The 20988-nt window shown below is 57.4% G+C and carries 26 protein-coding genes; 1 reads left to right on the forward strand and 25 read right to left on the reverse strand.

The window, feature by feature from the left end:
- Window positions 1–9: 9 nt before the first annotated feature.
- The 20 genes from AC2FFH_RS13860 to AC2FFH_RS13955 form a co-directional block, all read right to left on the reverse strand.
- Window positions 10–1314, reverse strand: a complete 1305-nt coding sequence (locus AC2FFH_RS13860; protein ID WP_282153886.1) for an amino acid ABC transporter permease — start codon at window positions 1312–1314, stop codon at window positions 10–12.
- A gap of 1 nt (window position 1315) precedes the next feature.
- Window positions 1316–2584 (reverse strand): amino acid ABC transporter permease, encoded by a 1269-nt coding sequence (locus tag AC2FFH_RS13865; RefSeq protein WP_282153885.1) that lies wholly within the window; start codon window positions 2582–2584, stop codon window positions 1316–1318.
- A gap of 126 nt (window positions 2585–2710) precedes the next feature.
- Window positions 2711–3727: an amino acid ABC transporter substrate-binding protein gene (locus AC2FFH_RS13870; RefSeq protein WP_496770155.1), complete on the reverse strand. Its 1017-nt coding sequence runs from the start codon at window positions 3725–3727 to the stop codon at window positions 2711–2713.
- Window positions 3728–3935: 208 nt separating this feature from the next.
- The gene (locus AC2FFH_RS13875; protein WP_496770158.1) at window positions 3936–4643 is read right to left on the reverse strand and encodes an ATP12 family chaperone protein; all 708 of its coding nucleotides are present in this window, start codon (window positions 4641–4643) and stop codon (window positions 3936–3938) included.
- Between the two features lie 4 nt (window positions 4644–4647).
- Window positions 4648–5319, reverse strand: a complete 672-nt coding sequence (locus AC2FFH_RS13880) for an HAD-IA family hydrolase (protein ID WP_496770160.1) — start codon at window positions 5317–5319, stop codon at window positions 4648–4650.
- Window positions 5316–6359 (reverse strand): RluA family pseudouridine synthase, encoded by a 1044-nt coding sequence (locus AC2FFH_RS13885; protein ID WP_496844615.1) that lies wholly within the window; start codon window positions 6357–6359, stop codon window positions 5316–5318. Before AC2FFH_RS13885 ends, AC2FFH_RS13880 begins: the two co-directional genes overlap by 4 nt.
- Window positions 6360–6465: 106 nt before the next feature.
- Window positions 6466–7779, reverse strand: a complete 1314-nt coding sequence (locus tag AC2FFH_RS13890) for a replication-associated recombination protein A (protein ID WP_496844616.1) — start codon at window positions 7777–7779, stop codon at window positions 6466–6468.
- A 4-nt stretch (window positions 7780–7783) separates the two neighbouring features.
- Window positions 7784–9172 carry a trypsin-like peptidase domain-containing protein gene (locus AC2FFH_RS13895; protein ID WP_496844706.1) on the reverse strand — a complete coding sequence of 463 codons (1389 nt, stop codon included), beginning with the start codon at window positions 9170–9172 and terminating at the stop codon, window positions 7784–7786.
- 79 nt (window positions 9173–9251) lie between these two features.
- A complete protein-coding gene (locus AC2FFH_RS13900; RefSeq protein ID WP_496844617.1) occupies window positions 9252–10361 on the reverse strand; it encodes a TauD/TfdA family dioxygenase in 1110 nt (369 codons plus the stop codon).
- A 105-nt stretch (window positions 10362–10466) separates the two neighbouring features.
- A complete protein-coding gene (gene rplQ, locus AC2FFH_RS13905; RefSeq protein WP_496844618.1) occupies window positions 10467–10889 on the reverse strand; it encodes a 50S ribosomal protein L17 in 423 nt (140 codons plus the stop codon).
- Window positions 10890–11008: 119 nt separating this feature from the next.
- A complete protein-coding gene (locus tag AC2FFH_RS13910; RefSeq protein WP_058272456.1) occupies window positions 11009–12025 on the reverse strand; it encodes a DNA-directed RNA polymerase subunit alpha in 1017 nt (338 codons plus the stop codon).
- A 114-nt stretch (window positions 12026–12139) separates the two neighbouring features.
- Window positions 12140–12529 (reverse strand): 30S ribosomal protein S11, encoded by a 390-nt coding sequence (gene rpsK / locus AC2FFH_RS13915; RefSeq protein WP_037311698.1) that lies wholly within the window; start codon window positions 12527–12529, stop codon window positions 12140–12142.
- A gap of 14 nt (window positions 12530–12543) precedes the next feature.
- Window positions 12544–12912 (reverse strand): 30S ribosomal protein S13, encoded by a 369-nt coding sequence (rpsM, locus tag AC2FFH_RS13920; RefSeq protein WP_058272383.1) that lies wholly within the window; start codon window positions 12910–12912, stop codon window positions 12544–12546.
- 201 nt (window positions 12913–13113) lie between these two features.
- Complete coding sequence (locus AC2FFH_RS13925) at window positions 13114–13782, reverse strand: adenylate kinase (RefSeq protein WP_496707471.1); 669 nt, start codon at window positions 13780–13782, stop codon at window positions 13114–13116.
- A complete protein-coding gene (secY, locus tag AC2FFH_RS13930) occupies window positions 13779–15143 on the reverse strand; it encodes a preprotein translocase subunit SecY (RefSeq protein ID WP_058276180.1) in 1365 nt (454 codons plus the stop codon). Before secY ends, AC2FFH_RS13925 begins: the two co-directional genes overlap by 4 nt.
- Before the next feature lie 109 nt (window positions 15144–15252).
- A complete protein-coding gene (rplO, locus tag AC2FFH_RS13935) occupies window positions 15253–15726 on the reverse strand; it encodes a 50S ribosomal protein L15 (RefSeq protein WP_496770176.1) in 474 nt (157 codons plus the stop codon).
- Between the two features lie 142 nt (window positions 15727–15868).
- Window positions 15869–16708 carry a hypothetical protein gene (locus AC2FFH_RS13940; RefSeq protein ID WP_496780530.1) on the reverse strand — a complete coding sequence of 280 codons (840 nt, stop codon included), beginning with the start codon at window positions 16706–16708 and terminating at the stop codon, window positions 15869–15871.
- A 199-nt stretch (window positions 16709–16907) separates the two neighbouring features.
- Entirely contained in the window at window positions 16908–17123 is a 216-nt protein-coding gene (locus AC2FFH_RS13945; RefSeq protein WP_496725256.1) for a DUF1127 domain-containing protein, read from the reverse strand.
- Between the two features lie 213 nt (window positions 17124–17336).
- Window positions 17337–17783 (reverse strand): hypothetical protein, encoded by a 447-nt coding sequence (locus AC2FFH_RS13950; RefSeq protein WP_496844619.1) that lies wholly within the window; start codon window positions 17781–17783, stop codon window positions 17337–17339.
- A gap of 21 nt (window positions 17784–17804) precedes the next feature.
- Window positions 17805–18173, reverse strand: a complete 369-nt coding sequence (locus AC2FFH_RS13955; protein WP_496844620.1) for an antibiotic biosynthesis monooxygenase family protein — start codon at window positions 18171–18173, stop codon at window positions 17805–17807.
- Between the two features lie 77 nt (window positions 18174–18250).
- On the opposite strand from AC2FFH_RS13955, the gene AC2FFH_RS13960 reads away from it, so the two are divergent.
- Window positions 18251–18682 (forward strand): MarR family winged helix-turn-helix transcriptional regulator, encoded by a 432-nt coding sequence (locus AC2FFH_RS13960; protein WP_496725250.1) that lies wholly within the window; start codon window positions 18251–18253, stop codon window positions 18680–18682.
- 101 nt (window positions 18683–18783) lie between these two features.
- Here AC2FFH_RS13960 and rpmD read toward each other — a convergent pair whose 3' ends face one another.
- The 5 genes from rpmD to rpsH form a co-directional block, all read right to left on the reverse strand.
- Entirely contained in the window at window positions 18784–18972 is a 189-nt protein-coding gene (gene rpmD, locus AC2FFH_RS13965) for a 50S ribosomal protein L30 (RefSeq protein WP_008757946.1), read from the reverse strand.
- Window positions 18973–18984: 12 nt separating this feature from the next.
- The gene (rpsE, locus tag AC2FFH_RS13970; RefSeq protein ID WP_058272455.1) at window positions 18985–19554 is read right to left on the reverse strand and encodes a 30S ribosomal protein S5; all 570 of its coding nucleotides are present in this window, start codon (window positions 19552–19554) and stop codon (window positions 18985–18987) included.
- Window positions 19555–19668: 114 nt separating this feature from the next.
- Window positions 19669–20028: a 50S ribosomal protein L18 gene (gene rplR, locus AC2FFH_RS13975; protein WP_010437103.1), complete on the reverse strand. Its 360-nt coding sequence runs from the start codon at window positions 20026–20028 to the stop codon at window positions 19669–19671.
- A gap of 11 nt (window positions 20029–20039) precedes the next feature.
- Window positions 20040–20573 carry a 50S ribosomal protein L6 gene (rplF, locus tag AC2FFH_RS13980; RefSeq protein ID WP_058272374.1) on the reverse strand — a complete coding sequence of 178 codons (534 nt, stop codon included), beginning with the start codon at window positions 20571–20573 and terminating at the stop codon, window positions 20040–20042.
- A gap of 12 nt (window positions 20574–20585) precedes the next feature.
- The gene (rpsH, locus tag AC2FFH_RS13985) at window positions 20586–20978 is read right to left on the reverse strand and encodes a 30S ribosomal protein S8 (protein WP_008757119.1); all 393 of its coding nucleotides are present in this window, start codon (window positions 20976–20978) and stop codon (window positions 20586–20588) included.
- Between the last annotated feature and the right edge of the window lie 10 nt (window positions 20979–20988).

The raw sequence follows: 20988 nt of genomic DNA on the forward strand, positions 1-20988 counted from the left end.
TTGAACTCCTTAATGGTGGCCAGTCTGAAGCTTGCGCTCCAGATACATGGAGTAACGGGACATGGAGAAGCAGACGACGAAGAACAGCGCAGCGATAAACGCGAACAGTTCCCAGTAGATGCCGTTCCAGGCGGTGTCGGCGCGGATGGCAGATGCCAGTCCGATCACGTCGAACAATCCGATGATCGACACCAGTGTCGTATCTTTGAAGATCCCGATGAATGTGCTCACGATGCCCGGAATTGAGATTTTCAGGGCTTGCGGCATGATGATCAGTCGCTGTGCTTGCCAGTAGTTCAGGCCGAGACTGTCGGCACCTTCATACTGACCGCGTGGCAGGGCAGCCAAACCACCCCGGATCACCTCGGCCATATAGGCGGCTGAGAACAGGGTCATCATGATCATCACCCGCAGGATGATGTCAAAGTTGGTGCCCGGCGGCAGGAACAGGTTCAGCAGCAGCGAGGCCACGAACAACAGCGTGATCAGCGGCACACCGCGGATGAACTCGATAAAGCCCACGCACAGGTACTTGACGATCATCAGGTCGGACTGACGGCCCAGCGCCAGTACAATTCCGATCGGCAACGAGACACCAATGGCCACGACACCCAGCAGGATCGCCAGCATGAAGCCACCGAACTGGCGGCTTTGTACGGCTTCGATACCGATTGGCAGGATCGAGTCCAGGGCACCGACGAAATAGCTGGACAGAACCAGCCACCAGATAACCGACGCTGCGACACCCGCAATCATGCCAAACAGACCGCTCAGTTGTTTGCTGACAAGTGTGTAAGCACCCCAGCCGACAACAAATCCCAACGCTGCCGCGATCGGTCCCCAAATGGTGCCGCCCCACATCAGGAAAGGCATCAAGAATGGATAGATCGCAGTGACGATCAGCATCTTGGACGGCACACGATCCGAGTACAGGACCGGCGCCAATGCGACCAACAGCAGGATCAGCGATACAATCGGACGCCAGTACAGGTGGCTCGGGTAGAACCCGAACAGCAACTGCAACCAGCGGTCATTGATCACCGCCCAGCAGGCATGGCCATGGGTTGAACCCCAGGTGGCAATCATGATCTCGCGGCATTCGTTCAGCGAGTTGGCGTTCCAGACAGACTGAAAGATCCAAGGCAGAACGCCCGACAACACGTACCAGATCGCGTAAAGCGAAACCAACGTCAGGATCGAGTTAAACCAGCCCGAGAAGAGATTGTGCCTGATCCACCCTATTGCTCCGACTTCGGACGCTGGCGGGGCTTGTTCCGGCAACATTTCCGTGCGGACAAATGAAACATCACTCATATTACCGCTCCACCAGTTTGACACGGTTGTTGTACCAGTTCATCACCGCCGAAATACTCAGCGAGATGGCCAGATAGACCAGCATCAGCAGCAGAACGCATTCCAGCTCGCGGCCGGTCTGGTTCATGGTGATGCCACCCAGAGTCCCCGTGATGTCCATGTATCCGACCGCAATCGCCAGCGATGAGTTCTTGGTCAGGTTCAGATAGTTCGAGATCATCGGCGGGATGATCACCCGCAGCGCCTGAGGCAGGATAACCAGCCGCATGGTACGACCCGGACGCAAGCCCAGCGCAGACGCAGCTTCGGTCTGACCCTTGGAAATAGCCAGAATGCCGGCGCGTACGATCTCGGCAATGAAGGCCGCCGTATATAGCGACAAAGCCAGCCATAGCGCGATCAGAGAGTTGCGCATATGCGTGCCGCCTTTGAAATTGAATCCTTTCAATTCCGGGTATCCAAGGTGTAAGCCCAGTGCAGTCATCAGGATGATCATCGGGACGAACAGAATACCCAGCTGGATATGCCAGATCTTAGGACGATCGCCGGTTGATTCCTGTGTGGCGGCGGCCCAGGCGGACACTTTGCGCATGGTAAAGATGCTGCCACCCAAAACGACCAGAAACGCGACAAGATCCAGCGAAATATCAAACCGAAGGCTTGATGTTCCGAACAAGTGGATATCGCCCAAACTACGCGAGAACAGGAACTCCGGGATATACACACCCCGATTGGTAACGGCGACGGTGTTGAACAGATCCATCGTTGCCGTGGGGTTATCACCTCGGAACGCATTAGGTGCGGGCAAGCCTTCGATCAAAATGGCCATGGCCAGAACGATCCACAGCAGGACAGGCACGTTACGGAAAATCTCGACATAGAAGGTCATGATACGCGCGACCAACCAGTTGTTCGACAGACGCAGCACGCCGACAAAAACGCCGACTATCGTCGCCGTGATACACCCGAGAACCGCAACAACCAGCGTGTTCAGCAAACCGATGAAGGCGGCGCGAAGATGGCTGTCCTGTGAGGTGTATTCCAGCAATCGCTGGTTAATGTCATAACTTGCGGATTCTGCAAAAAAACCGAATTCGACCGGTTTTCCCAACCCTTCAAGGTTTTGAATGGTATTTGAGATGATCCAGGCTGCCAGAAGCATGAAACCAATCAATGCAATGACCTGAATGGTCGCTGATCGGTACCGCGTATCGTAAAGGAGCATGGACAGCCGGAACTGCTCCTTCGGCGGGTCAGTGAGAGTCGTCATGACCTATGTATTTCCCCGTGCATCCCGTTTTTTGCCGGCGAAGTTGATCTTCGCTCAATCCATCCGGGAGTGTTTCTTATTTATGGAAAAAGGGCGCAGGTTGCCCCGCGCCCTTTCCCGTGGATTTTAGCGGAACGGCGGCGAATACAGCAGACCACCATCGGTCCACTGGGCATTCAGGCCGCGCGCAAGACCAATCGGAGTTTCTTCACCGATGTTCTTGGCAAACACTTCGCCGTAGTTACCACCCGCTTTGATGGCGTTTGCTGCCCAATCTGCGTTCAGACCCAGCATCTCGCCCAGAGTACCTTCGGTACCCAGCAGACGGTTTACTTCCGGGTTGTCGGTGCCAGCGCTCAGCTCGTCGATGTTTGCCGAGGTCACGCCCAGCTCTTCAGCCGAAACCAGTGCGTTCAGAGTCCAGCGGACAACGTCGCCCCACTCGTGATCGCCATGACGGACCAGCGGGCCCAGCGGCTCTTTCGAGATGATTTCAGGCAGCAGGACGTGATCACCGGGGTTTTCAAACGTGGCGCGGGTTGCAGCCAGGCCCGATGCGTCGGTGGTGTAAACGTCACATGCGCCAGCCAGATACTGCTGTTGCGCTTCGGCGTTGGTTTCGATCGGAACCGGCTCGTAGCTGATGTTGTTGGCACGGAAGAAATCGGCCAGGTTCAGCTCGGTGGTGGTGCCGGTTTGGATGCAGACGGTCGCGCCGTCCAGTTCTTTGGCCGAGCTTACGCCCAGTGCTTTTGGAACCATGAAGCCCTGACCGTCATAATAGTTGACGCCCACAAATTCGAACTTCAGGTCGACATCGCGGCTGAAGGTCCATGTGGTGTTACGTGCAAGCATGTCGATCTCACCCGAAGCCAGCGCAGTAAAGCGCGTCTTACCAGTGGTCGGCACAAACTCGACAGCGCTGGAATCGCCCAGAACGGCCGCAGCGACGGCACGGCAGACTGCGACGTCAAAACCTTGCCATTCGCCATTCGCGTCAGGCAGCGAAAAGCCGGCCAGTCCGGAGGACACGCCACAGTTCAGCTTGCCGCGCGCTTTGACGTCGTCAACAGTGCCCGCTGTCGCTGCCGCAGCAGCCAGACCGGCGACTGTGGCCACGCCCAAAATTACGGATTTTTTCATTTTTACCTCTTCCTGTTTACCCGCCCCTATTCCGGGACGGCTCTGTCCGGCACCTCTGGCACCAGAAAGGTTACTCCAAAGGTGTCTCCCCTTTAGTGGGCATGAGTTTGCTCGCATTCATAAACAAACGTCAAGGGTCGGATCAGGGAAAACGATGAGTCAATTCAGCGATGACCGGATCTGTGTCAAAAATTAATGCCCAATAGGCTCAGATAGAGATTTCGATGAACCGTTTAGCGTGTAGAAACGCAGCTTTTTTGATCTCGGCAACCGCGTGCGCCTCGTCATCGTGGCCCCATTGTTCGGTTTGCCAGGCCTCGTCGAGCCTTGAGATGTCCCAGATTTCGTCCGCCGCGCGCCAGTCCATGGCGGCGGCAAATCCCAGCACCAGTGAGCCGGACAGGCTGACCAGATCGTGAAAGGCGGCAAGCTGGAAGTCGTTGAATTCGTGTACGCGGCCTCGAAGTGTGCTGAGCGCTTCTGCAGACTGTGGCTGATGCAGCACACCAACCACAGGAACCAATCGCGCGGCCAGGGTTTCAGCTGCCCAATCCAGGGCCGGGTCCCACTGATCTGCCTGTCGCTGCTGCAACGTTTGCGGGTGTGTCGCCCGGTAACACAACAAATCCGAATCGCCGTAATCGGCCAGCATGTCCGCAACCTCGGCGTGCTGATGACGCACTTTGTCGATGGCCGCATTTGCAGACCGGGTAAACGGCATCAGGGTCGGATCGACCTCTTTTTCCTGCGCGTCCCATTCTGCCGCGACCGCGTCGGCCATCGCCTGCGTCGGCAAGATCAATGCGGCCTTGGCCGGTGTCTTGACCCGGCGACCGTCCAATTCGACCGTGTATCCGTCTTCCGCTTGGACAACCACGCTTGCGGTCCAAAATCGCTTGGGCTTCCAGTCGCTCATGTTTTCAAGTCCAGATATCATCCAGCGCACGGGGCAACTGGTCGAAAGTTTCAATTATACAGGCCGCGCCATTCAAGGCTGATCGGTCATGATATCCCCAGGATACGCCGATCCCTGTTACTCCGGCAGCCCGTGCCATATCCATGTCGAACCGGGTATCGCCAATCATCACCGTATCCGCCGCATCAACGCCCGTTTCAGAACGGGCCATGTCGATCATCGACGGATGCGGTTTCGAGGGGTGATGGTCCGCAACCTGCCGGGTAACGAAATAGCGCTCCAGGTCATGTGCTTCGATCAAGGCATCCAGACCGCGTTGGGATTTTCCGGTGGCCACACCCAGCAGCACCTCGGGGATGTCATGCAGGGTTTCGATTGCGTCCCGCGCACCGGGATAGAGCGGTGAGCTTGCGGCCCCCTGCTCCAAACGATTTGCGTGATAGGCCTGTTTGTAGCCCTCAACCAGATTGTGTTGAACCGTTTCGCTCTGCTCGGGCGCAAGCCGAGCCATGGCATTGGGCAAGGACAGACCGACGATGGACAAAATCGCCTTGCGGTCAGGGACCGTCAGGGACAGGGCCCCAAAACTGGCGGTCATCGCCGCGACAATGCTGCCCTGGCTGTCGACAAGGGTTCCGTCCACATCAAAAAGCACCAAACGCAAGGGTGCGCTCATTGCAGTTCCTCGAACGGATCTTCCGCGGCCAGATCTTCGGTCCAGCCGAACGTGTCCCAGCTGTGTTTCATATGCTCAGGCAGCGGAGCTTTGACGGTTATGGTCTTGCGCGTGACCGGATGCTGGAATGAGGCCTGCCGCGCGTGCAGGTGCAGCTTCTTGCTGATGACCCCGCCCAGTTGCGCGCCCCAGCCATCGCCCAGGTTTTCTTGCCCCGAGCCACCGTATTTGCCATCGCCAACGATTGGGTGACCGATCGCCGCCATATGCACCCTCAGCTGGTGCGTACGTCCGGTGATCGGCTCCATCGCCACCCACGAGGCGCGCCCGGCCACGCGATACAGCGTTGCATACAGCGTATGCGCCCGTTTCGCGCCCGGCGTGTCGTTGATTTCGTTCAGATGTACGGCGATCATCTTCTCGCCCTCACCCTGTTTACCGTGACCGGATGCCTTGACCAGTCCGGTCTTGATCTCGCCCAGATACGGGGTCGGCACGCCAGCAACCAGCGCCCAATAGATCTTGCGTGTATCGCGATGCCGGAAGGCAGCTGTCAGCCCCTTGGCGGCCTCGCGGGTGCGGGCCATCAGCAATACACCCGATGTGTCCTTGTCCAAGCGGTGCACGAGGCGCGGATTTTCGTCATAGCCAAAGCGCAGAGCCTCGGACAGACCGTCCACGTGGCGGGTCTGGCCGCTGCCGCCCTGCACCGGAAGACCCTGTGGCTTGTTCAGGGCCAGAACATGATCGTCGCGATAGATCACGCAAGACTGGATCATCTTGGCATCGGCATCCGAGATGCCACGTTTGACCGCGACTGGTTTGTGATCGGCATCCGGCAACGGCGGCACACGTACAACCTGCCCGACCTCAAGCCGAGTCGAGGCTTTGACCCGCCCGCCTTCCACGCGCACCTCACCTTTGCGGCACATCTTTTCGATGCGGCCCTGGCTGACATGCGGGAACAGGCGGCGCAGCCACCGATCCAGCCGCTGGTCGCCATCCCCCTCTGCCACGGTGATCAATTGTACGCCACTCATACCGATATCCCCTTCACGCGGCGGTTCCGCGCGGATTGTGTACCCTCAGGTGCCTTAGAAAACATGCGCGTCTGTGGCGTGCCGCACGGCAAGAGTCAAGCCAGCGCTAGGATCTGTTCCGCTGCGACCGAAGCTTGGCAAAGTAGTCCAGCCGCTTTTTTAGTTCCCGCTCAAAACCACGTTCCACAGGTTGATACAGCTCGGGCCGTTCCATTCCATCGGGAAAATAGTTCTGACCCGAAAACCCATCCTCTGCATCATGATCATAGGCATAGCCCGCGCCATAACCCTGATCTTTCATCATCGACGTCGGCGCGTTCAGGATATGCTTTGGTGGCGGTTCGCTGCCCGATTGCTTAGCCAGCCTCATGGCGGCTTTGTAGCCCACATAAGCGCCGTTCGATTTAGGAGCCAAAGCCAGATAGACCAGCGCCTGCGCGATGGCCAGCTCACCTTCGGGGCTGCCCAGGCGTTCGTAGGTTTCCCACGCGTGCAAGCAGATCGACTGCGCCTGCGGATCGGCGAGACCGATGTCTTCGACCGCCATCCGCGTGATCCGCCGTGCAAGATATCGTGGATCTTCTCCACCTGTCAGCATCCGCGCAAACCAGTAAAGCGCCGCATCCGGGTCAGATCCGCGTACGGACTTATGCAGGGCCGAGATCAGATTATAATGCTCGTCCCCCGACTTGTCGTATTTGGCCGCACGGCGCATCAGCCGCGTGGACAGCGCGTCGAGGTCCAGAGGTGGATCCACTGCCCAAGCCGCCACCTGTTCGATCAGGTTCAACAGCGCGCGACCGTCACCATCCGCCATCTCTTGCAAACCTTCTCGAGCCGCGCCTGTCAGTGGCAGGGCGCGGTCGAGTTCTTTCTCTGCGCGCTGGGTCAGACGTTCCAGATCCGCAAGGCTAAGCCGCTCAAGGACAAGAACCTGTGCTCGACTAAGCACAGCGGCGTTCAGTTCAAAGGACGGGTTCTCGGTCGTGGCCCCGACCAGCAGGATAGTCCCATCCTCCATATGCGGCAGGAACCCGTCCTGTTGCGCTTTGTTGAAGCGGTGAATCTCGTCGACAAACAGCAACGTGCCCTGCCCGTTCTGCCGACGGATCTTTGCCGCCTCAAACACTTTCTTCAGGTCCGGCACACCGGTGAAAATCGCGCTGATCTGAACGAAATGCAGGTCGGTTTCCTGCGCCAGCAAGCGTGCAATGGTGGTTTTACCAACGCCCGGCGGGCCCCAGAAAACCAAACTGGACAGACTGCCCGAGGCCAGCATGACCCCCAGCGGGGCGTCCGGGCCCAGTACCTGCTGCTGTCCGATGACCTCGGCCAACGACTGCGGGCGCAGTCGGTCCGCTAAAGGGCGGTGCGGGTTTGGCGCGGGCGCGGTCGCCCCGGAATCGAACAGATCGCTCATGCGGTTACAGCCGGAACCGCAGAGATACGGCCCGTCCGCCCCGCAGAACATCCAAATTCAATCTACGCCCCGGATCAGTCATCGCATCCACCACGTCTTTAGGATGTCGAACTTCCGTTCCGTTGATGCTTATGACTACGTCACCCGCGCGCAATCCGGATCGTCCACCGTACCGGTCTGCATCCACAATCACCACGCCAGTTTGCGACAGCAACAGTCCCATCTGGGTAATGATCGCCGGGTTGATGCGCGACACCTTCAGGCCCGGCATCACGGTGCTATCGTTCAGAACGGTTTCATCAGCCGGTGGAGTTTCCGGGACCTTGATCAGGGCAACCTCGATATCCGCACTGTCGTGACCCCGCAGCCGGGTCAGCACCGAAGTGCCACCGACGCCGGCGACGGACATGCGGAACTTCATCTCGGCTGGGGAATTCACCTCATCCCCATCCACATGGGTCACCACATCCCCCACGCGCAGCCCTGCCTCACCCAGTGGACTCAGGGCGTGCAGGTCCGAGATCACAACACCCATAGGGAATACCAACCCCAGAGATTCGGCGATATCCGCACTCATGTGCTGACCAGCGACCCCGGCCCACGGACTGACAAAGCTGTCGTTCCCGGCCTTGGCCTGGCGCAAAAATTCGGCCACCAGATTTGCCGGGATCGCAAACCCGATACCGTTGGAGCCGCCTGATCGCGTCAGGATCGAGGTGTTAATCCCGATCAGATCGCCATTCACGTCGATCAGCGCCCCGCCGGAATTGCCAGGATTGATCGCGGCGTCGGTCTGAATGAAGTACCCACGTGCATTACCCGTTGCCGTCCCAGTCCGCGCCAGACCTGAGATGATCCCGGAAGACACGGTTTGGCCGACACCAAACGGGTTGCCAATCGCCAGTGTCAGTTCTCCCACCTCGACATGGTCGGAATCGCGAAAGTTCAGATGCGGCAGGTCTTTGGCCTCTTCCAACCGCAGTATCGCAATGTCGCTTTCCTTGTCCCCCAACACCACTTGTGCCGAATACTCACGCCGATCGGTTGTCACGACGCGGATTTCGGTGGCAGTTCCAACAACGTGGTAGTTCGACACCACATAGCCGTCCGCAGACAGAATGACGCCAGAGCCCAGCGAGTTCTGAACCCTTGGGCGCGGTTCGGCAAATCCCCTGCCAAAGAACTCCTCAAAAAACGGGTCCGAGAAAAACGGATTGGCCCGGCCCTGCCTTACGATCTTGGCATAGATATTGACGACTGCGGGTGAGGCCTGTTTCACCACCGGCGCGAAACCAAGGCTGATTTCGGCCTGCGATGTTGGCACCTTTGTTTCAGCATTTGCTGACACTGCAAGCGTCGCCAGCATCAGAGAACAGAGAACTTTCCGCATGATCCATCCGTCGGTTAATCGCCTATCGGATATGCGTCTACATGGGCCGTAATGCAAGCATCCGTTCAGCGCGTTGGAGGCGTCAATCCAACGGAGCGTGCAGCCGCGTGCCTTCCGTGATGATCCCGCCACGCTGGCCCACCTCAATCGTGCCATAACGTTGCCTGAAAACTTCGGGCAATTCGCGGTCTCCTTTCGGCGACAGCCAAAGCCTCAGCAAATGGCGTCGCTCTGCCGGGTCAGGCCAGTCCACGAACCCGGTCCGGTCGTGCAGTTGCGAATGGTTGTACACGAACTGCATGTCACCCGGTTGCAGCCGCATGGAAAGACAGAGGTCGGGATCATTCGCCAGCGCATCAAACCGATCCAGCGCCTCAATGTGATCCGGTGTCAGCCGCATCGCTTCAGGAAATCGTTGCGCACTGTCGATATACTGCCTTTGGTAGAACACCGTCAGCTTACCATCGTGCCAGGAGAACGGCGGGATCGACATAAAAGGTTCCATGCCGTCCGGCACTTCCCCTCGTCGGTCGGTCGCTATTGGGTCAAACAACCGTTCCAGCATTTCCGGGCATTCTGACCGCATCCTATTAAAGATCGTCTCGGCACTGACCAGCAGCGAATCTCCGCCCTCCTTAGCCTCGCGCAGGCACAGCAGACCGACGATATCGGCGCTGTCGGTGTGAAATGTCTGGCGCTCATGCGTTTGATAGATCCGAGTTTTCGGATCGTTCGCATCTGCCCCGATGTCGCGCACATGCCCCAAAATGTGTCCCTGCGCGTTCTGTGACCGGGCCGAGCCTAGATGAGCACCGACGCCGCAGAAAATCGTGGCCGCGACCTGTTGCGTATAATTCTGCACCGGAAGGCCACGGATCACTTCGAAACCGATCCCGTTGATCAGCTTCTCTCGCAGGCTTGCCAGATGCCGGTCAAACCTTTTTAGGGGAAAAGCGGGTTTTGTGATCTCACCGATATCTCTTTCGAGGCTCAGGTAGTGACGGGCAGCTCGCTCAAGATCCTCGACGTCGTCCGCCGTCAGATCAATGATCCATTCACTCCGACGCGTACGCATGTCCTGACCGGTCCAGACAGACGGTCCCGTGAGTTCGTTCGGTAATTTAGTTGGGATTGCCATCATCCGTCCTCCACGCTCATCATGCAGCATGATCTGTGAGGTTCGGGGATTCATCAACGGATATCGCCGAAAATGCTCTACCCGCGACGCCAAGGGGCCAAAAAGAAAAAACCCCCGCGTCCGAAACGCGGGGGTTTGAATTCAGAAAGCCGGGCTTTCTTATTCTTCGTCTGCGGCCTCTTCGGCGGCAACGCGGGCTTTGTCAGCCGCGCCTTTGGCGTCCAGATCACGATCAACGAATTCGATGATCGCCATCGGTGCCATGTCGCCATAGCGGAAGCCTGCTTTCAGGATACGGACGTATCCGCCCTGACGCTCGACGTAGCGGGGGCCCAGGATTTCGAACAGCTTTGCGACGTCTTTGTCTTCTTTCAGCTGCGATGCGGCCTGACGGCGGGCGTGCAGGTCGCCGCGCTTGCCCAGAGTGACCAGCTTTTCGATGATCGGGCGCAGTTCTTTTGCCTTGGGCAGAGTTGTTTTGATCTGCTCATGTTCGATGAGCGAGCCAGCCATGTTCGCAAACAGAGCCTTGCGGTGCTCATGAGTACGGTTCAGGCGGCGGTAACCACGTGCGTGACGCATTTTCTAGTTCCTTCTTCAGCGTTTTGCTTTGTCTGGCCGGCGATGCGTGTCACCGGCTCTCCTTGGGGCGGAAGTGCCCGTATTGTCCCCGGAAAGCCCGGGCATTGGGGAAGACGCGCTTAGAACGCGTCTTCGAATTTCTTCGCCAGATCTTCGATGTTGTCGGGCGGCCAATCCTCGACATCCATGCCGAGGTGCAGACCCATGCCGGACAGCACTTCCTTGATCTCGTTCAGCGACTTGCGGCCGAAGTTCGGGGTGCGCAGCATCTCGGCTTCGGTCTTCTGGATCAGATCGCCGATGTAAACGATGTTGTCGTTCTTCAGGCAGTTTGCCGAACGCACCGACAATTCCAGCTCATCTACTTTCTTCAGCAGAAGCGGATTGAACTCTAGACCATCGTCTTCGTCCTGACGACCAGCCGCTTCGGGCTCGTCGAAGTTGACGAAGATCGACAGCTGATCCTGCAGAATACGGGCGGCAAAGGCCAGCGCGTCTTCCGGCGTGATCGAACCATCAGTTTCGATCTTCAGGGTCAGCTTGTCATAGTCCAGAACCTGACCTTCACGAGTTGGCTGAACGTCGTAGGCAACCTTTTTGACCGGCGAATAGATCGCGTCAATCGGGATCAGACCGATAGGCGCATCTTCCGGCTTGTTCTTCTCAGCCGAAACATAGCCCTTACCGGTGTTGACGGTCAGTTCCATGAACAGGTCGGCGCCATCGTCCAAGTGACAGATGACGTGATCGCGGTTCAGAACCTCGATACCAGCGCTTTCGCTGATGTCACCTGCGGTAACAACGGCGGGACCTTTGGCATTGATCGACAGGCGCTTGGGGCCTTCGACTTCCATCCGCAGGGCAACCTGCTTGAGGTTCAGGATGATGTCAGTGACGTCTTCGCGAACGCCAGCGACGCTCGAGAACTCGTGCAATACGTTGTCGATCTGGACGCTGGTGATGGCCGCACCTTGCAGCGAGCTCATCAGAACGCGGCGAAGCGCGTTGCCCAAGGTCAAACCAAAGCCACGCTCCAGCGGTTCAGCAACCAAGGTTGCCTGACGCGCTGGGTCGTTGCCCGGCTTGCCATCCAGCTGTGTCGGCTTGATCAATTCAGCCCAATTCTTATGGATCATGTAATCCCTCCATTCCTGTCCGCGCCCCATGACCAACAAGGTGCAGACGCCCGAGGTTCAAAATGACGTGCTGGGGCCGTGCGAAAACACAGCCCCAGCTCAATTCAAAATCGCTTAGACGCGGCGGCGCTTCGGCGGGCGGCAACCGTTGTGAGCAATCGGTGTCACGTCACGGATCGACGTGATGTTGAAGCCCACAGCAGCCAGCGCGCGCAGAGCCGATTCACGACCCGAACCGGGGCCCTGAACTTCGACTTCCAGCGTCTTGACACCGTGATCCTGCGCCTTCTTGCCTGCATCTTCTGCAGCCATCTGAGCGGCGTAGGGTGTCGATTTACGCGACCCTTTGAAACCCATGGTTCCTGCCGAAGACCATGCAATGGCGTTGCCTTGCACGTCCGAGATCAGGATCTTGGTGTTGTTGAAGGTCGAATTCACATGGGCGACGCCCGATGCGATATTCTTGCGCTCTTTTTTCTTGGTACGAGTCTTTTCGCGTGCCATCAGTCAGACCCTCCTTATTTCTTCTTACCGGCAATGGCCTTTGCGGGGCCTTTGCGGGTACGAGCATTGGTATGGGTACGCTGACCGCGAACGGGCAGGTTACGACGGTGACGCAGACCGCGGTAGCAGCCCAGGTCCATCAGGCGCTTGACGTTCATCTGAACTTCGCGGCGCAGGTCACCTTCAACGGTGAAGTTTGCGTCGATATGCTCGCGGATGGCCAGAACTTCGGCGTCGGACAGTTCATTGACGCGACGGGTCGCGTCGATGCCTACGGCTTCGCAGATCGCTTTGGCCGAAGTGTTTCCGATACCGGTGATATATGTGAGGGCGATAGGTACCCGCTTTGCAGTCGGGATGTTTACGCCGGCAATACGTGCCACGTGTCACTTTCCTTTTTTGTTGCGGTTCCGTAGCTCCGGAACCTTTTTTCACAACACTCGATCTTGGCAGTGACGCCAGAGGATCCAGTATTATTCGAGGTGGTCGGGGCATCCGGAACGAATCCCGCATGCGGTCGTGATTCCCGTTAGGGATGGGGGTCGATATGGGCTTTTCCCGCTCAGGTCAAGGGCAGAAATGGATCAGCCGTTTCCGACGTCGACGCCACCATCCAAAACCTGCGAAATCTCGTTTTGAACGGCGTCAATTTCACCCAGGCCGTCAACCCAGGACAGGTTGCCCTTGGCATAGTAATAGCCGATCAGCATCGAGGTCTTTTTGTAGTACTCCATCAGACGGGTCTTGAGGCTTTCTTCATTATCATCTGCGCGGCGTTTGAAGTCGTTTTCCTTGCCGCAGTTGGTGCATTTTCCGTCCGCCGGGATCGGCTTGGTGACGTCATTGTAGACCTCGCCGCAACCACCACAGGTCGAGCGTGCGGTGATCCGTTCGACCAGCGCGTCGTCGTTGACTTCCATCGCGATGACCGCATCCAGCGTTTCGCCGGTGCTGTTCAGCAGATCTCCCAACGCGTCAGCCTGCGCCAGCGTGCGCGGAAAACCGTCGAAGATGAAACCGCCCTTGGCACCCTGTTCCAGCTTTTCACGGATCAGGCCGATGACGATCTCGTCGGTTACCAGCTCACCCTTGGCCATCACCTCGGCCACGCGGTTGCCCATTTCGGTCCCGCTGTCCTTGGCTTCTCGTAGCATGTCACCGGTGCTCAGTTGCACCATGCCGCGCGTTTCAACCAGGTGACGCGCTTGCGTTCCTTTGCCCGCACCCGGCGGGCCCAACAAAATGATGTTCATCGACGAGCGGGTCCCTTCCTGCCGCGTTTCTTGCTTTTACCGCGCAGCTGGGACTTTTCGATAAGCCCTTCGTATTGATGCGCCAGCAAATGGCTCTGGACTTGCTGGATCGTGTCCATGGTCACAGAGACGATAATCAGAACCGAGGTGCCGCCGAAGTAGAACGGGATGGCGAATTGGTTCCGCAGAATTTCAGGCAGCAAACATACCAGCGCCAGATAGGCCGAACCCAGAACCAGCACGCGGTTGACCACGTATTCCAGATACTCGGCGGTTTTCTTGCCGGGGCGAATGCCAGGCACAAAACCATTCTGCTTTTTCAGGTTGTCCGCAACATCATCCGGTTTGAACGAGACGTTGAACGTGTAGAAATAGGCGAAGAATACGATCATCGACGCGAAGAACAGCAGATACAGCGGCTGACCGGGGCCAAAGTTGGCCAGCAGCCAAGACATGACCGGCCCGTTTGTGGCACCCGACGAGAAGGTCGAGATCGTCACCGGCAGCAACAGCAACGAGCTGGCAAAGATCGCCGGGATAACGCCCGCCGGGTTCACCTTGACTGGCAGGTGGCTGGAGCCGCCCTCGTATACCTTCATGCCGGCCTGGCGGCGCGGGTATTGAATGTGGATCTTGCGCAGCGCGCGTTCCATGAACACCACGAAGGTGATGACCACGATAACCATGACAATCACACCGATGATCACGGCGGGGCTGATTGCACCCGAGCGACCCGACGCAAAGAACTGCGCCAGAGCGGCCGGAACCTCGGCAATAATGCCGACGAAGATGATCAGAGAGATACCGTTGCCGATGCCGCGCGCGGTGATCTGTTCACCCAGCCACATCAGGAACATCGTACCGCCAACCAGAGTGATCATGGTCGACATGCGGAAGAAAAGCCCAGGGTCGGTGGCCAGATCGCCCGATTCCAGCGAAACCGCCAGACCATAGGCCTGAACAGTGGCCAAGGCCACGGTGCCGAAACGGGTGTACTGGTTGATTTTCTTGCGCCCCTGCTCGCCCTCTTTCTTGAGCTGTTCGAGCGCGGGAACCATGGATGTCAGCAGTTGCACGATGATCGAGGCTGAAATGTAAGGCATGATGCCGAGGGCAAAGATACCCATCCGCCCCAGCGCCCCGCCGGTGAACATCGAAACCATGCCGCCGATGCCCTGCCCCGCTTGTTCCATGAACTCGCGCAGTGCTTGTCCGTCGATCCCCGGCACCGGAATGAAGGTGCCCAGACGATAGACGATCAGCAATGCAAGCGTGAACAGGATGCGGTTGCGCAGATCGGTGGCTTTACCAAGGGCAGACCAGCTTGTGTTGGCTGCCATTTGTTCTGCTGCTGATACCATAAATCGGTCTCTCTTATGAAAACACCGCCCGGAACCGTTTTCCGGCTCGGGCGGCGTCTTGGAAAACTCTGAGGTCTATGTAAGCGGGTCTTCGCCCGCTCACAAGCGCTTACTCTGCCGCAGCAGCTTTTGTGACCGTAAGTGAGCCGCCCGCTTTCTCAACTGCTTCAACAGCAGCTTTCGAAGCACCGGTGACTTCCAGGTTCACTTTCGCGCTGATTTCGCCCTTTGCCAGAACGCGGATACCGTCCAGTTTGCGACGGACCAGACCGGATGCAACCAGTGCATCTTCGGTGATCGCAGCTTTGGCGTCCAGCTTGCCGGCGTCGACGAATTTCTGGATCAGGCCCAGGTTGATAACGGCGAATGCCTTGCGGTTCGGCTTGTTGAAGCCGCGCTTGGGCAGACGCTGATACAAAGGCATCTGGCCGCCTTCGTAACCGTTGATGGCCACACCCGAACGGGATTTCTGGCCTTTGATACCACGGCCACCCATTTTACCTTTGCCGGAACCCGGACCACGGCCAACGCGAGTGCGTTTCGGTGTGGCGCCAGGATTGTCGCGCAGTTCGTGCAGTTTCATTTCGCTTCTCCTTAGCCGGAAATGACCCGCGAAGCGTGATGGGTCAGACACGGCATTTCTTGGTTTTGATTCGTATGGCGCAAAGCCACCGCAGGCGTATAGGACTGTTGGGACAAGTTGGCAAGCCCACAGCCCCTAGACGTCATTCGTCAGACACGTCGACAAGGTCGTTTGTTGCGGCTTTTGTCTGCAGGGGCGCTGCGTGCGGGTCGATCCCATGCTTTTCGACCAACCGGCCAACCATACTTTCCGGATGCGGGATTCCATTGAACCTATTGCGTATGAACGAACGCATGCGCCGTCCGTAGAAATGGATCGACATGGTGTTCTCAGTAAGGAACCGCTCGGCATTTCCGTTGGGCCGCATCATTGCCCGCCGATCCTTGTATGTTACAGGGTACAAAACGTCCTGGGGTTGGGAAAATCGCGCCTCATTATTGTCCCGCAAAAGCCAGGTCAGGGCGCGTGGGCCCCAAATGCCCCACGGCATATCGCTTGCGTGCGGCGTTTCACCAGCCAAGGCCATGTCAATAAGCGGCCGCCGTTGCTTGGGCGACAGCCAATGCGGAATGCGACAAGGGTGATTGGTGTAATCGATCAAATCATACAGCGTTGCGCTGTCCGCAGGCAAAGCCAACACCCCACCGTTGATTTCGTGCGCGGCTAGCCAACCATGCAAATGACCGTTTTCAGTTGTAAAGGGTTTGACGCAATACGCGTCGGTATCGGCCCAGATTATGTCCGGCACTTTCGCCAGCATCTGCACGCGAAACTTGTCGGAATGCAGCGCGGGACTGCCCGTGCGCTTGTGTAGGATCACCTCATCATCCGCCAGTACCTCCCGCGCGTCACGCACTTCGACACCCTCGGGGATGTTTGTGACCGGCCCGTAAGTATAGAGGCGAACATGTTGACCGACATCCAGGAATGATTTGATGCACAACTGCTCGAGAAAGCTGAGAGGGCCTTCAATCCAAAGCATGCCAACCTGATACTCTTTCACCGGATCCGACCCTTCATGTTGTTCTTGGTTGCGGCTCCGACAGGCGCCCAACTGCGTGTTTGGCCCATTTCCCGCAGGGTCGCAACGGTTGGAGCTAATTTCCTGTCGACTGTGCCAAGAGCACTCCGGAATCAGAAGAGACGCCCGCGGGCGTCTCTTGGTCAGGTTGTCGGGAAGATCACGAACAATAAACGTGGTCCCGAGCGATGTCCTTTATATCGCAGCGGCGAACACCGATGTCGTCCAGTTCACGATCTGTCAGACTCTGCAATTCCGAATAAGTCTGATCATACTGAGCACGCAGGGCATTTGCCTCTTTGACGCGCTGGAAAAAGTTCGCGATGCGGGCGCTCAGGCCAAAGCCGTCGCGGGAATATGTTGCTGTATGTGCCATAGTTTATTTCCTTTCTCTGCCCGGGGCGAATTCCCCGGATACTGTTTGCGTTCCTTGTTTGGACAGGGCTGAGATAGGTCCAGGCGATATCGCTAACAACCGAAGTTTCGGTCTAGCCGTTATGCATCTATTGAATAGCTGAGCAGCAGGGATCGATGCTGCGAGACCGATAGCATGCGATGAAACGGCGGCTACGGTCAAAGCCTGGTCCAGCTACTTTCCCGCACGTCTTCTGCGGGCAGTCATCGCCCGGCCGTCTCGTATACTCAGCCCCATCAGCGTCAGGTTGGTTGCCCCCGCGAGCAACTCAACGACCTGCACAGAGTAAAAACTGGCATCGAAGTCCCCTGCGTTTGCTTTTGAGCTGAGATAGATTGCGGCAGGAACAAGGATCAACAGGCCGTTCATCGCGATGATCGGCATTCGCTTCTTCTTGGCTAGCGCCCGTGCGTCCTTGCGTCGACGCCCAAGGGACAAGCCGGATGCACCTACGATCACCATCGCGGGCACAAGGATAAACAGCCCACTGACGATCATGGACTTTACAGCTGCGACAGTCGCATGGGTCGCAAACAACTCGCTGTACAAAGTGGACGTCCAGAACACGAATATTGTAAGAAAACCGATTACTCCGGCGATGGGGTGGATTACTCTTAACATGCGGCTACTCCGGTTTTGGCATCAGGCGACGCAGTGGTTTTCGACTGTGAGCTTTCTTAGAAGATGTGGACGTGCCACCGCGCTTTCGGGATAGTCTGCAATTCGGCGCTGGAACTCTGGGTGGGTGAAGGCGTCGCGAAAGCTTTTGACGTCCTGCCAGATCGCATAGTTCACAAAGGTCGAACTGCCGGCGATACCCTGATGAAGCTGGGTCGAGATGTATCCCGGCTGGGATTTCATGAAGTCCGCATCGTGTGCCCAGGCCTTCAACAGCTCCTCTTCGTCTTTCGCGTCCACCGTAAACACGTTGATCAGGACCACGGGGCCTTCCTCGGCCTGCATCTGATCAGCCAGTGTGACGACTTTATCCATCTCTTCGATATGAGCCATTTCGATTCCTTTTCATTCACTTGTATAGCTTGCTATATATTATTGCATAGCTTGCTATTCAAGTGTAAATCTCAAGCATGGATTTCGAAAAAGAGAACTCGGCCGGATATCTGGTCAATCACATGGCGCGATTGTTCGCGAAAGAGCTGCAACACCACATTGCGCCTTTGGGCATCGTTGTTGGACAGTTCCCAGTCTTACTGGAGCTTTGGCTCAAAGACGGGGTCACCCAAAAGGATCTGCTGGCCAAGATTGACGTCGAACAGGCGACCCTGGCCAACACGCTCAACCGTATGGAGCGCGACGGCTTGATCAAAAGAACGAAAAACCCCGCTGACGCCAGGGCTCAGTTGATCTGGTTAACCGAAAAGGCCGTCGCGCTTAGAAACAGCGCCTATGAGTCGGCCCAGAACGTGAATTCCCAAGCCTTGCAAGTTCTGACTGAGCCTGAGCGGGCGCAGTTCATGGACTATATGCGGCGGGTAATAAGCGGAATACGTACAAGTTGAACTAAAACCACATCGGGTGAGGCGACAGTCAACACTGCCCTTAGACAAAAAAACGCCCCCGAACTGATCGGAGGCGTTTCTAGCTCTTAGAAGCAAGGCGCTTAGCCGCGCTCTTCGATGATCTCAACCAGATGCGGGATCTTGTTGACCATGCCGCGCACCGAGGGGGTATCCTCAAGCTCGCGGGTTTTGTGCATCTTGTTCAGGCCCAGGCCGATCAGAGTTGCGCGCTGTTCAGCGGGGCGACGGATCGGGGAACCGATTTGCTTGACGACGATGGTTTTTGCCATGGGTCGCTCTCCTTATGCTTCTGCTTCAGCAGCAGCTGGTGCTTCGTCCCGCTTGGGCAGGATGTCAGCAACCTTTTTGCCACGACGCTGGGCAACCGAACGCGGGCTCTGCTCTTTCTGCAGGCCGTTGATGGTGGCGCGGATCATGTTGTACGGGTTCTGCGAGCCCAACGACTTGGACACAACGTCCTTTACGCCCAGCATTTCGAACACGGCACGCATCGGACCACCGGCGATGATACCGGTACCTTCAGGTGCGCTGCGCATAACCACTTTACCGGCGCCATGACGGCCTTCGATGTCGTGGTGCAGGGTACGACCTTCGCGCAGTTGCACGCGGATCATCTGACGCTTGGCTTGTTCAGTCGCTTTGCGGATGGCTTCAGGTACTTCTTTCGCTTTACCTTTGCCAAAGCCGACGCGGCCTTTCTGATCGCCTACGACCACCAGAGCGGCGAAGCCAAAGCGCTTACCACCTTTTACGGTTTTCGATACGCGGTTGATCGCTACCAGACGATCTGCGAATTCCGGAGTTTCGTCGCGGTCACGTCCACGGCCCCGGCGGTTATCACGTTCTGCCATTTTGGCATCCCTTTTTTTGGTGACGCTTGCGGCGTCGTTTGTTCAATCCAAGTGGGCCTCGGCATTGCCAAGGCCCCCGGATCATCGGGGCGGATCGAAACCCGCCCGCAAGTCTTAGATCTTCAGACCACCTTCACGCGCAGCGTCGGCGACAGCCTTCACTTTGCCGTGGAACAGGAAGCCGCCACGATCGAAATAGGCCTCTTCGACGCCTGCCTTCTTGGCACGCTCGGCGATGGCCGCGCCCACTTTGGTGGCCGCTTCGACGTTGTTCTTGCCAACAACACCCAGATCTTTTTCTAGGGTCGAGGCCGAGGCCAGGGTCACGCCACGTACGTCGTCGATCAGCTGAACAGAGATGTTCTTGTTCGAACGGTGTACGGACAAACGCGGACGACCCGCGTTGACCTTGCGAAGTTTGTTCCGAACGCGCAGGCGGCGCTTCAGAAACAGGGTTCTTTTGCTGTTTGCCATTGTTTGCGTCCTTACTTCTTCTTGCCTTCTTTGCGGAAGATGAACTCGCCCTTATAGCGGATGCCTTTGCCCTTATAGGGCTCGGGACGGCGCCATTCGCGGATTTTCGCCGCGACTTCGCCCACCTGCTGCTGGTCGTTACCTTCCACAATGATCACGGTCTGCTTCGGCGCGGTGATGGTGACACCTTCCGGAGCGACGAAATCAACGTCATGGCTGTAGCCCAGGTTCAGCTTCAGGGTGTTGCCCTGCATCTGAGCCCGGTAACCAACACCCTGGATCTCCAGCTCTTTCTTGAAGCCTTCGGTCACACCGGTCACCAAGTTTGCGACCATTGTGCGGCTCATGCCCCACTGCTGGCGCGCGCGCTTGGACATACCGCGAGGGTTGATCTGAACCACGTTATCTTCGACCGACAGCGTAACGTCGTCGGTCGCAGTGAAGCTGCGGGCGCCTTTCGGGCCTTTGACTTCGATGGTCTGGCCGGAAACCGAGGCAGTTACGCCGCTGGGCAATTCGACCGGACGTTTACCAATACGAGACATTGACAGACCTCCTTAGAAGACGGTGCAGAGCACTTCGCCACCAACATTGTTGGAGCGTGCGTTCTGGTCCGACATCACACCTTTCGGAGTGCTGACAATCGACACACCCAGACCCTGACGGACCTGCGGGATGTCATTGACGCCCATGTATACGCGACGACCGGGCTTCGAGACCCGCTTCAGTTCGCGAATGACAGGGGTGCCTTCGTAGTATTTCAGGCTGATTTCGATGGCCGGATGACCGTTTTCACCGGTCGTCGCTTCGTAGCCACGGATGTAACCTTCGTCCGCCAGCACGTCCAGAACCCAACCGCGCAGCTTGGAAGCCGGGGTGGAAACGGTGGACTTGCCACGCATTTGCGCGTTGCGGATACGGGTGAGCATATCGCCGATAGGATCGTTCATATCATTCTCT

This window comes from Ruegeria sp. YTSC003 (assembly GCF_059609785.1).

What these genes read in the sequence shown, in the direction of transcription:
- rpmD (WP_008757946.1), bottom strand. Translation starts at nt 18,972, where the DNA reads ATGGCAAAAACCATCGTCGTCAAGCAAATCGGTTCCCCGATCCGTCGC.
- AC2FFH_RS13945 (WP_496725256.1), bottom strand. Translation starts at nt 17,123, where the DNA reads ATGGCACATACAGCAACATATTCCCGCGACGGCTTTGGCCTGAGCGCC.
- AC2FFH_RS13870 (WP_496770155.1), bottom strand. Translation starts at nt 3,727, where the DNA reads ATGAAAAAATCCGTAATTTTGGGCGTGGCCACAGTCGCCGGTCTGGCT.
- AC2FFH_RS13950 (WP_496844619.1), bottom strand. Translation starts at nt 17,783, where the DNA reads ATGTTAAGAGTAATCCACCCCATCGCCGGAGTAATCGGTTTTCTTACA.
- rplF (WP_058272374.1), bottom strand. Translation starts at nt 20,573, where the DNA reads ATGTCTCGTATTGGTAAACGTCCGGTCGAATTGCCCAGCGGCGTAACT.
- secY (WP_058276180.1), bottom strand. Translation starts at nt 15,143, where the DNA reads ATGGTATCAGCAGCAGAACAAATGGCAGCCAACACAAGCTGGTCTGCC.
- AC2FFH_RS13960 (WP_496725250.1), top strand. Translation starts at nt 18,251, where the DNA reads ATGGATTTCGAAAAAGAGAACTCGGCCGGATATCTGGTCAATCACATG.
- rplR (WP_010437103.1), bottom strand. Translation starts at nt 20,028, where the DNA reads ATGGCAAACAGCAAAAGAACCCTGTTTCTGAAGCGCCGCCTGCGCGTT.
- AC2FFH_RS13860 (WP_282153886.1), bottom strand. Translation starts at nt 1,314, where the DNA reads ATGAGTGATGTTTCATTTGTCCGCACGGAAATGTTGCCGGAACAAGCC.
- AC2FFH_RS13900 (WP_496844617.1), bottom strand. Translation starts at nt 10,361, where the DNA reads ATGAATCCCCGAACCTCACAGATCATGCTGCATGATGAGCGTGGAGGA.
- AC2FFH_RS13940 (WP_496780530.1), bottom strand. Translation starts at nt 16,708, where the DNA reads ATGCTTTGGATTGAAGGCCCTCTCAGCTTTCTCGAGCAGTTGTGCATC.
- rpsK (WP_037311698.1), bottom strand. Translation starts at nt 12,529, where the DNA reads ATGGCACGCGAAAAGACTCGTACCAAGAAAAAAGAGCGCAAGAATATC.
- AC2FFH_RS13865 (WP_282153885.1), bottom strand. Translation starts at nt 2,584, where the DNA reads ATGACGACTCTCACTGACCCGCCGAAGGAGCAGTTCCGGCTGTCCATG.
- AC2FFH_RS13955 (WP_496844620.1), bottom strand. Translation starts at nt 18,173, where the DNA reads ATGGCTCATATCGAAGAGATGGATAAAGTCGTCACACTGGCTGATCAG.
- AC2FFH_RS13925 (WP_496707471.1), bottom strand. Translation starts at nt 13,782, where the DNA reads ATGAACATCATTTTGTTGGGCCCGCCGGGTGCGGGCAAAGGAACGCAA.
- rpsE (WP_058272455.1), bottom strand. Translation starts at nt 19,554, where the DNA reads ATGGCAGAACGTGATAACCGCCGGGGCCGTGGACGTGACCGCGACGAA.
- rplO (WP_496770176.1), bottom strand. Translation starts at nt 15,726, where the DNA reads ATGAAACTGCACGAACTGCGCGACAATCCTGGCGCCACACCGAAACGC.
- rplQ (WP_496844618.1), bottom strand. Translation starts at nt 10,889, where the DNA reads ATGCGTCACGCACGTGGTTACCGCCGCCTGAACCGTACTCATGAGCAC.
- AC2FFH_RS13880 (WP_496770160.1), bottom strand. Translation starts at nt 5,319, where the DNA reads ATGAGCGCACCCTTGCGTTTGGTGCTTTTTGATGTGGACGGAACCCTT.
- AC2FFH_RS13885 (WP_496844615.1), bottom strand. Translation starts at nt 6,359, where the DNA reads ATGAGTGGCGTACAATTGATCACCGTGGCAGAGGGGGATGGCGACCAG.
- rpsH (WP_008757119.1), bottom strand. Translation starts at nt 20,978, where the DNA reads ATGAACGATCCTATCGGCGATATGCTCACCCGTATCCGCAACGCGCAA.
- AC2FFH_RS13890 (WP_496844616.1), bottom strand. Translation starts at nt 7,779, where the DNA reads ATGAGCGATCTGTTCGATTCCGGGGCGACCGCGCCCGCGCCAAACCCG.
- AC2FFH_RS13910 (WP_058272456.1), bottom strand. Translation starts at nt 12,025, where the DNA reads ATGATCCATAAGAATTGGGCTGAATTGATCAAGCCGACACAGCTGGAT.
- AC2FFH_RS13875 (WP_496770158.1), bottom strand. Translation starts at nt 4,643, where the DNA reads ATGAGCGACTGGAAGCCCAAGCGATTTTGGACCGCAAGCGTGGTTGTC.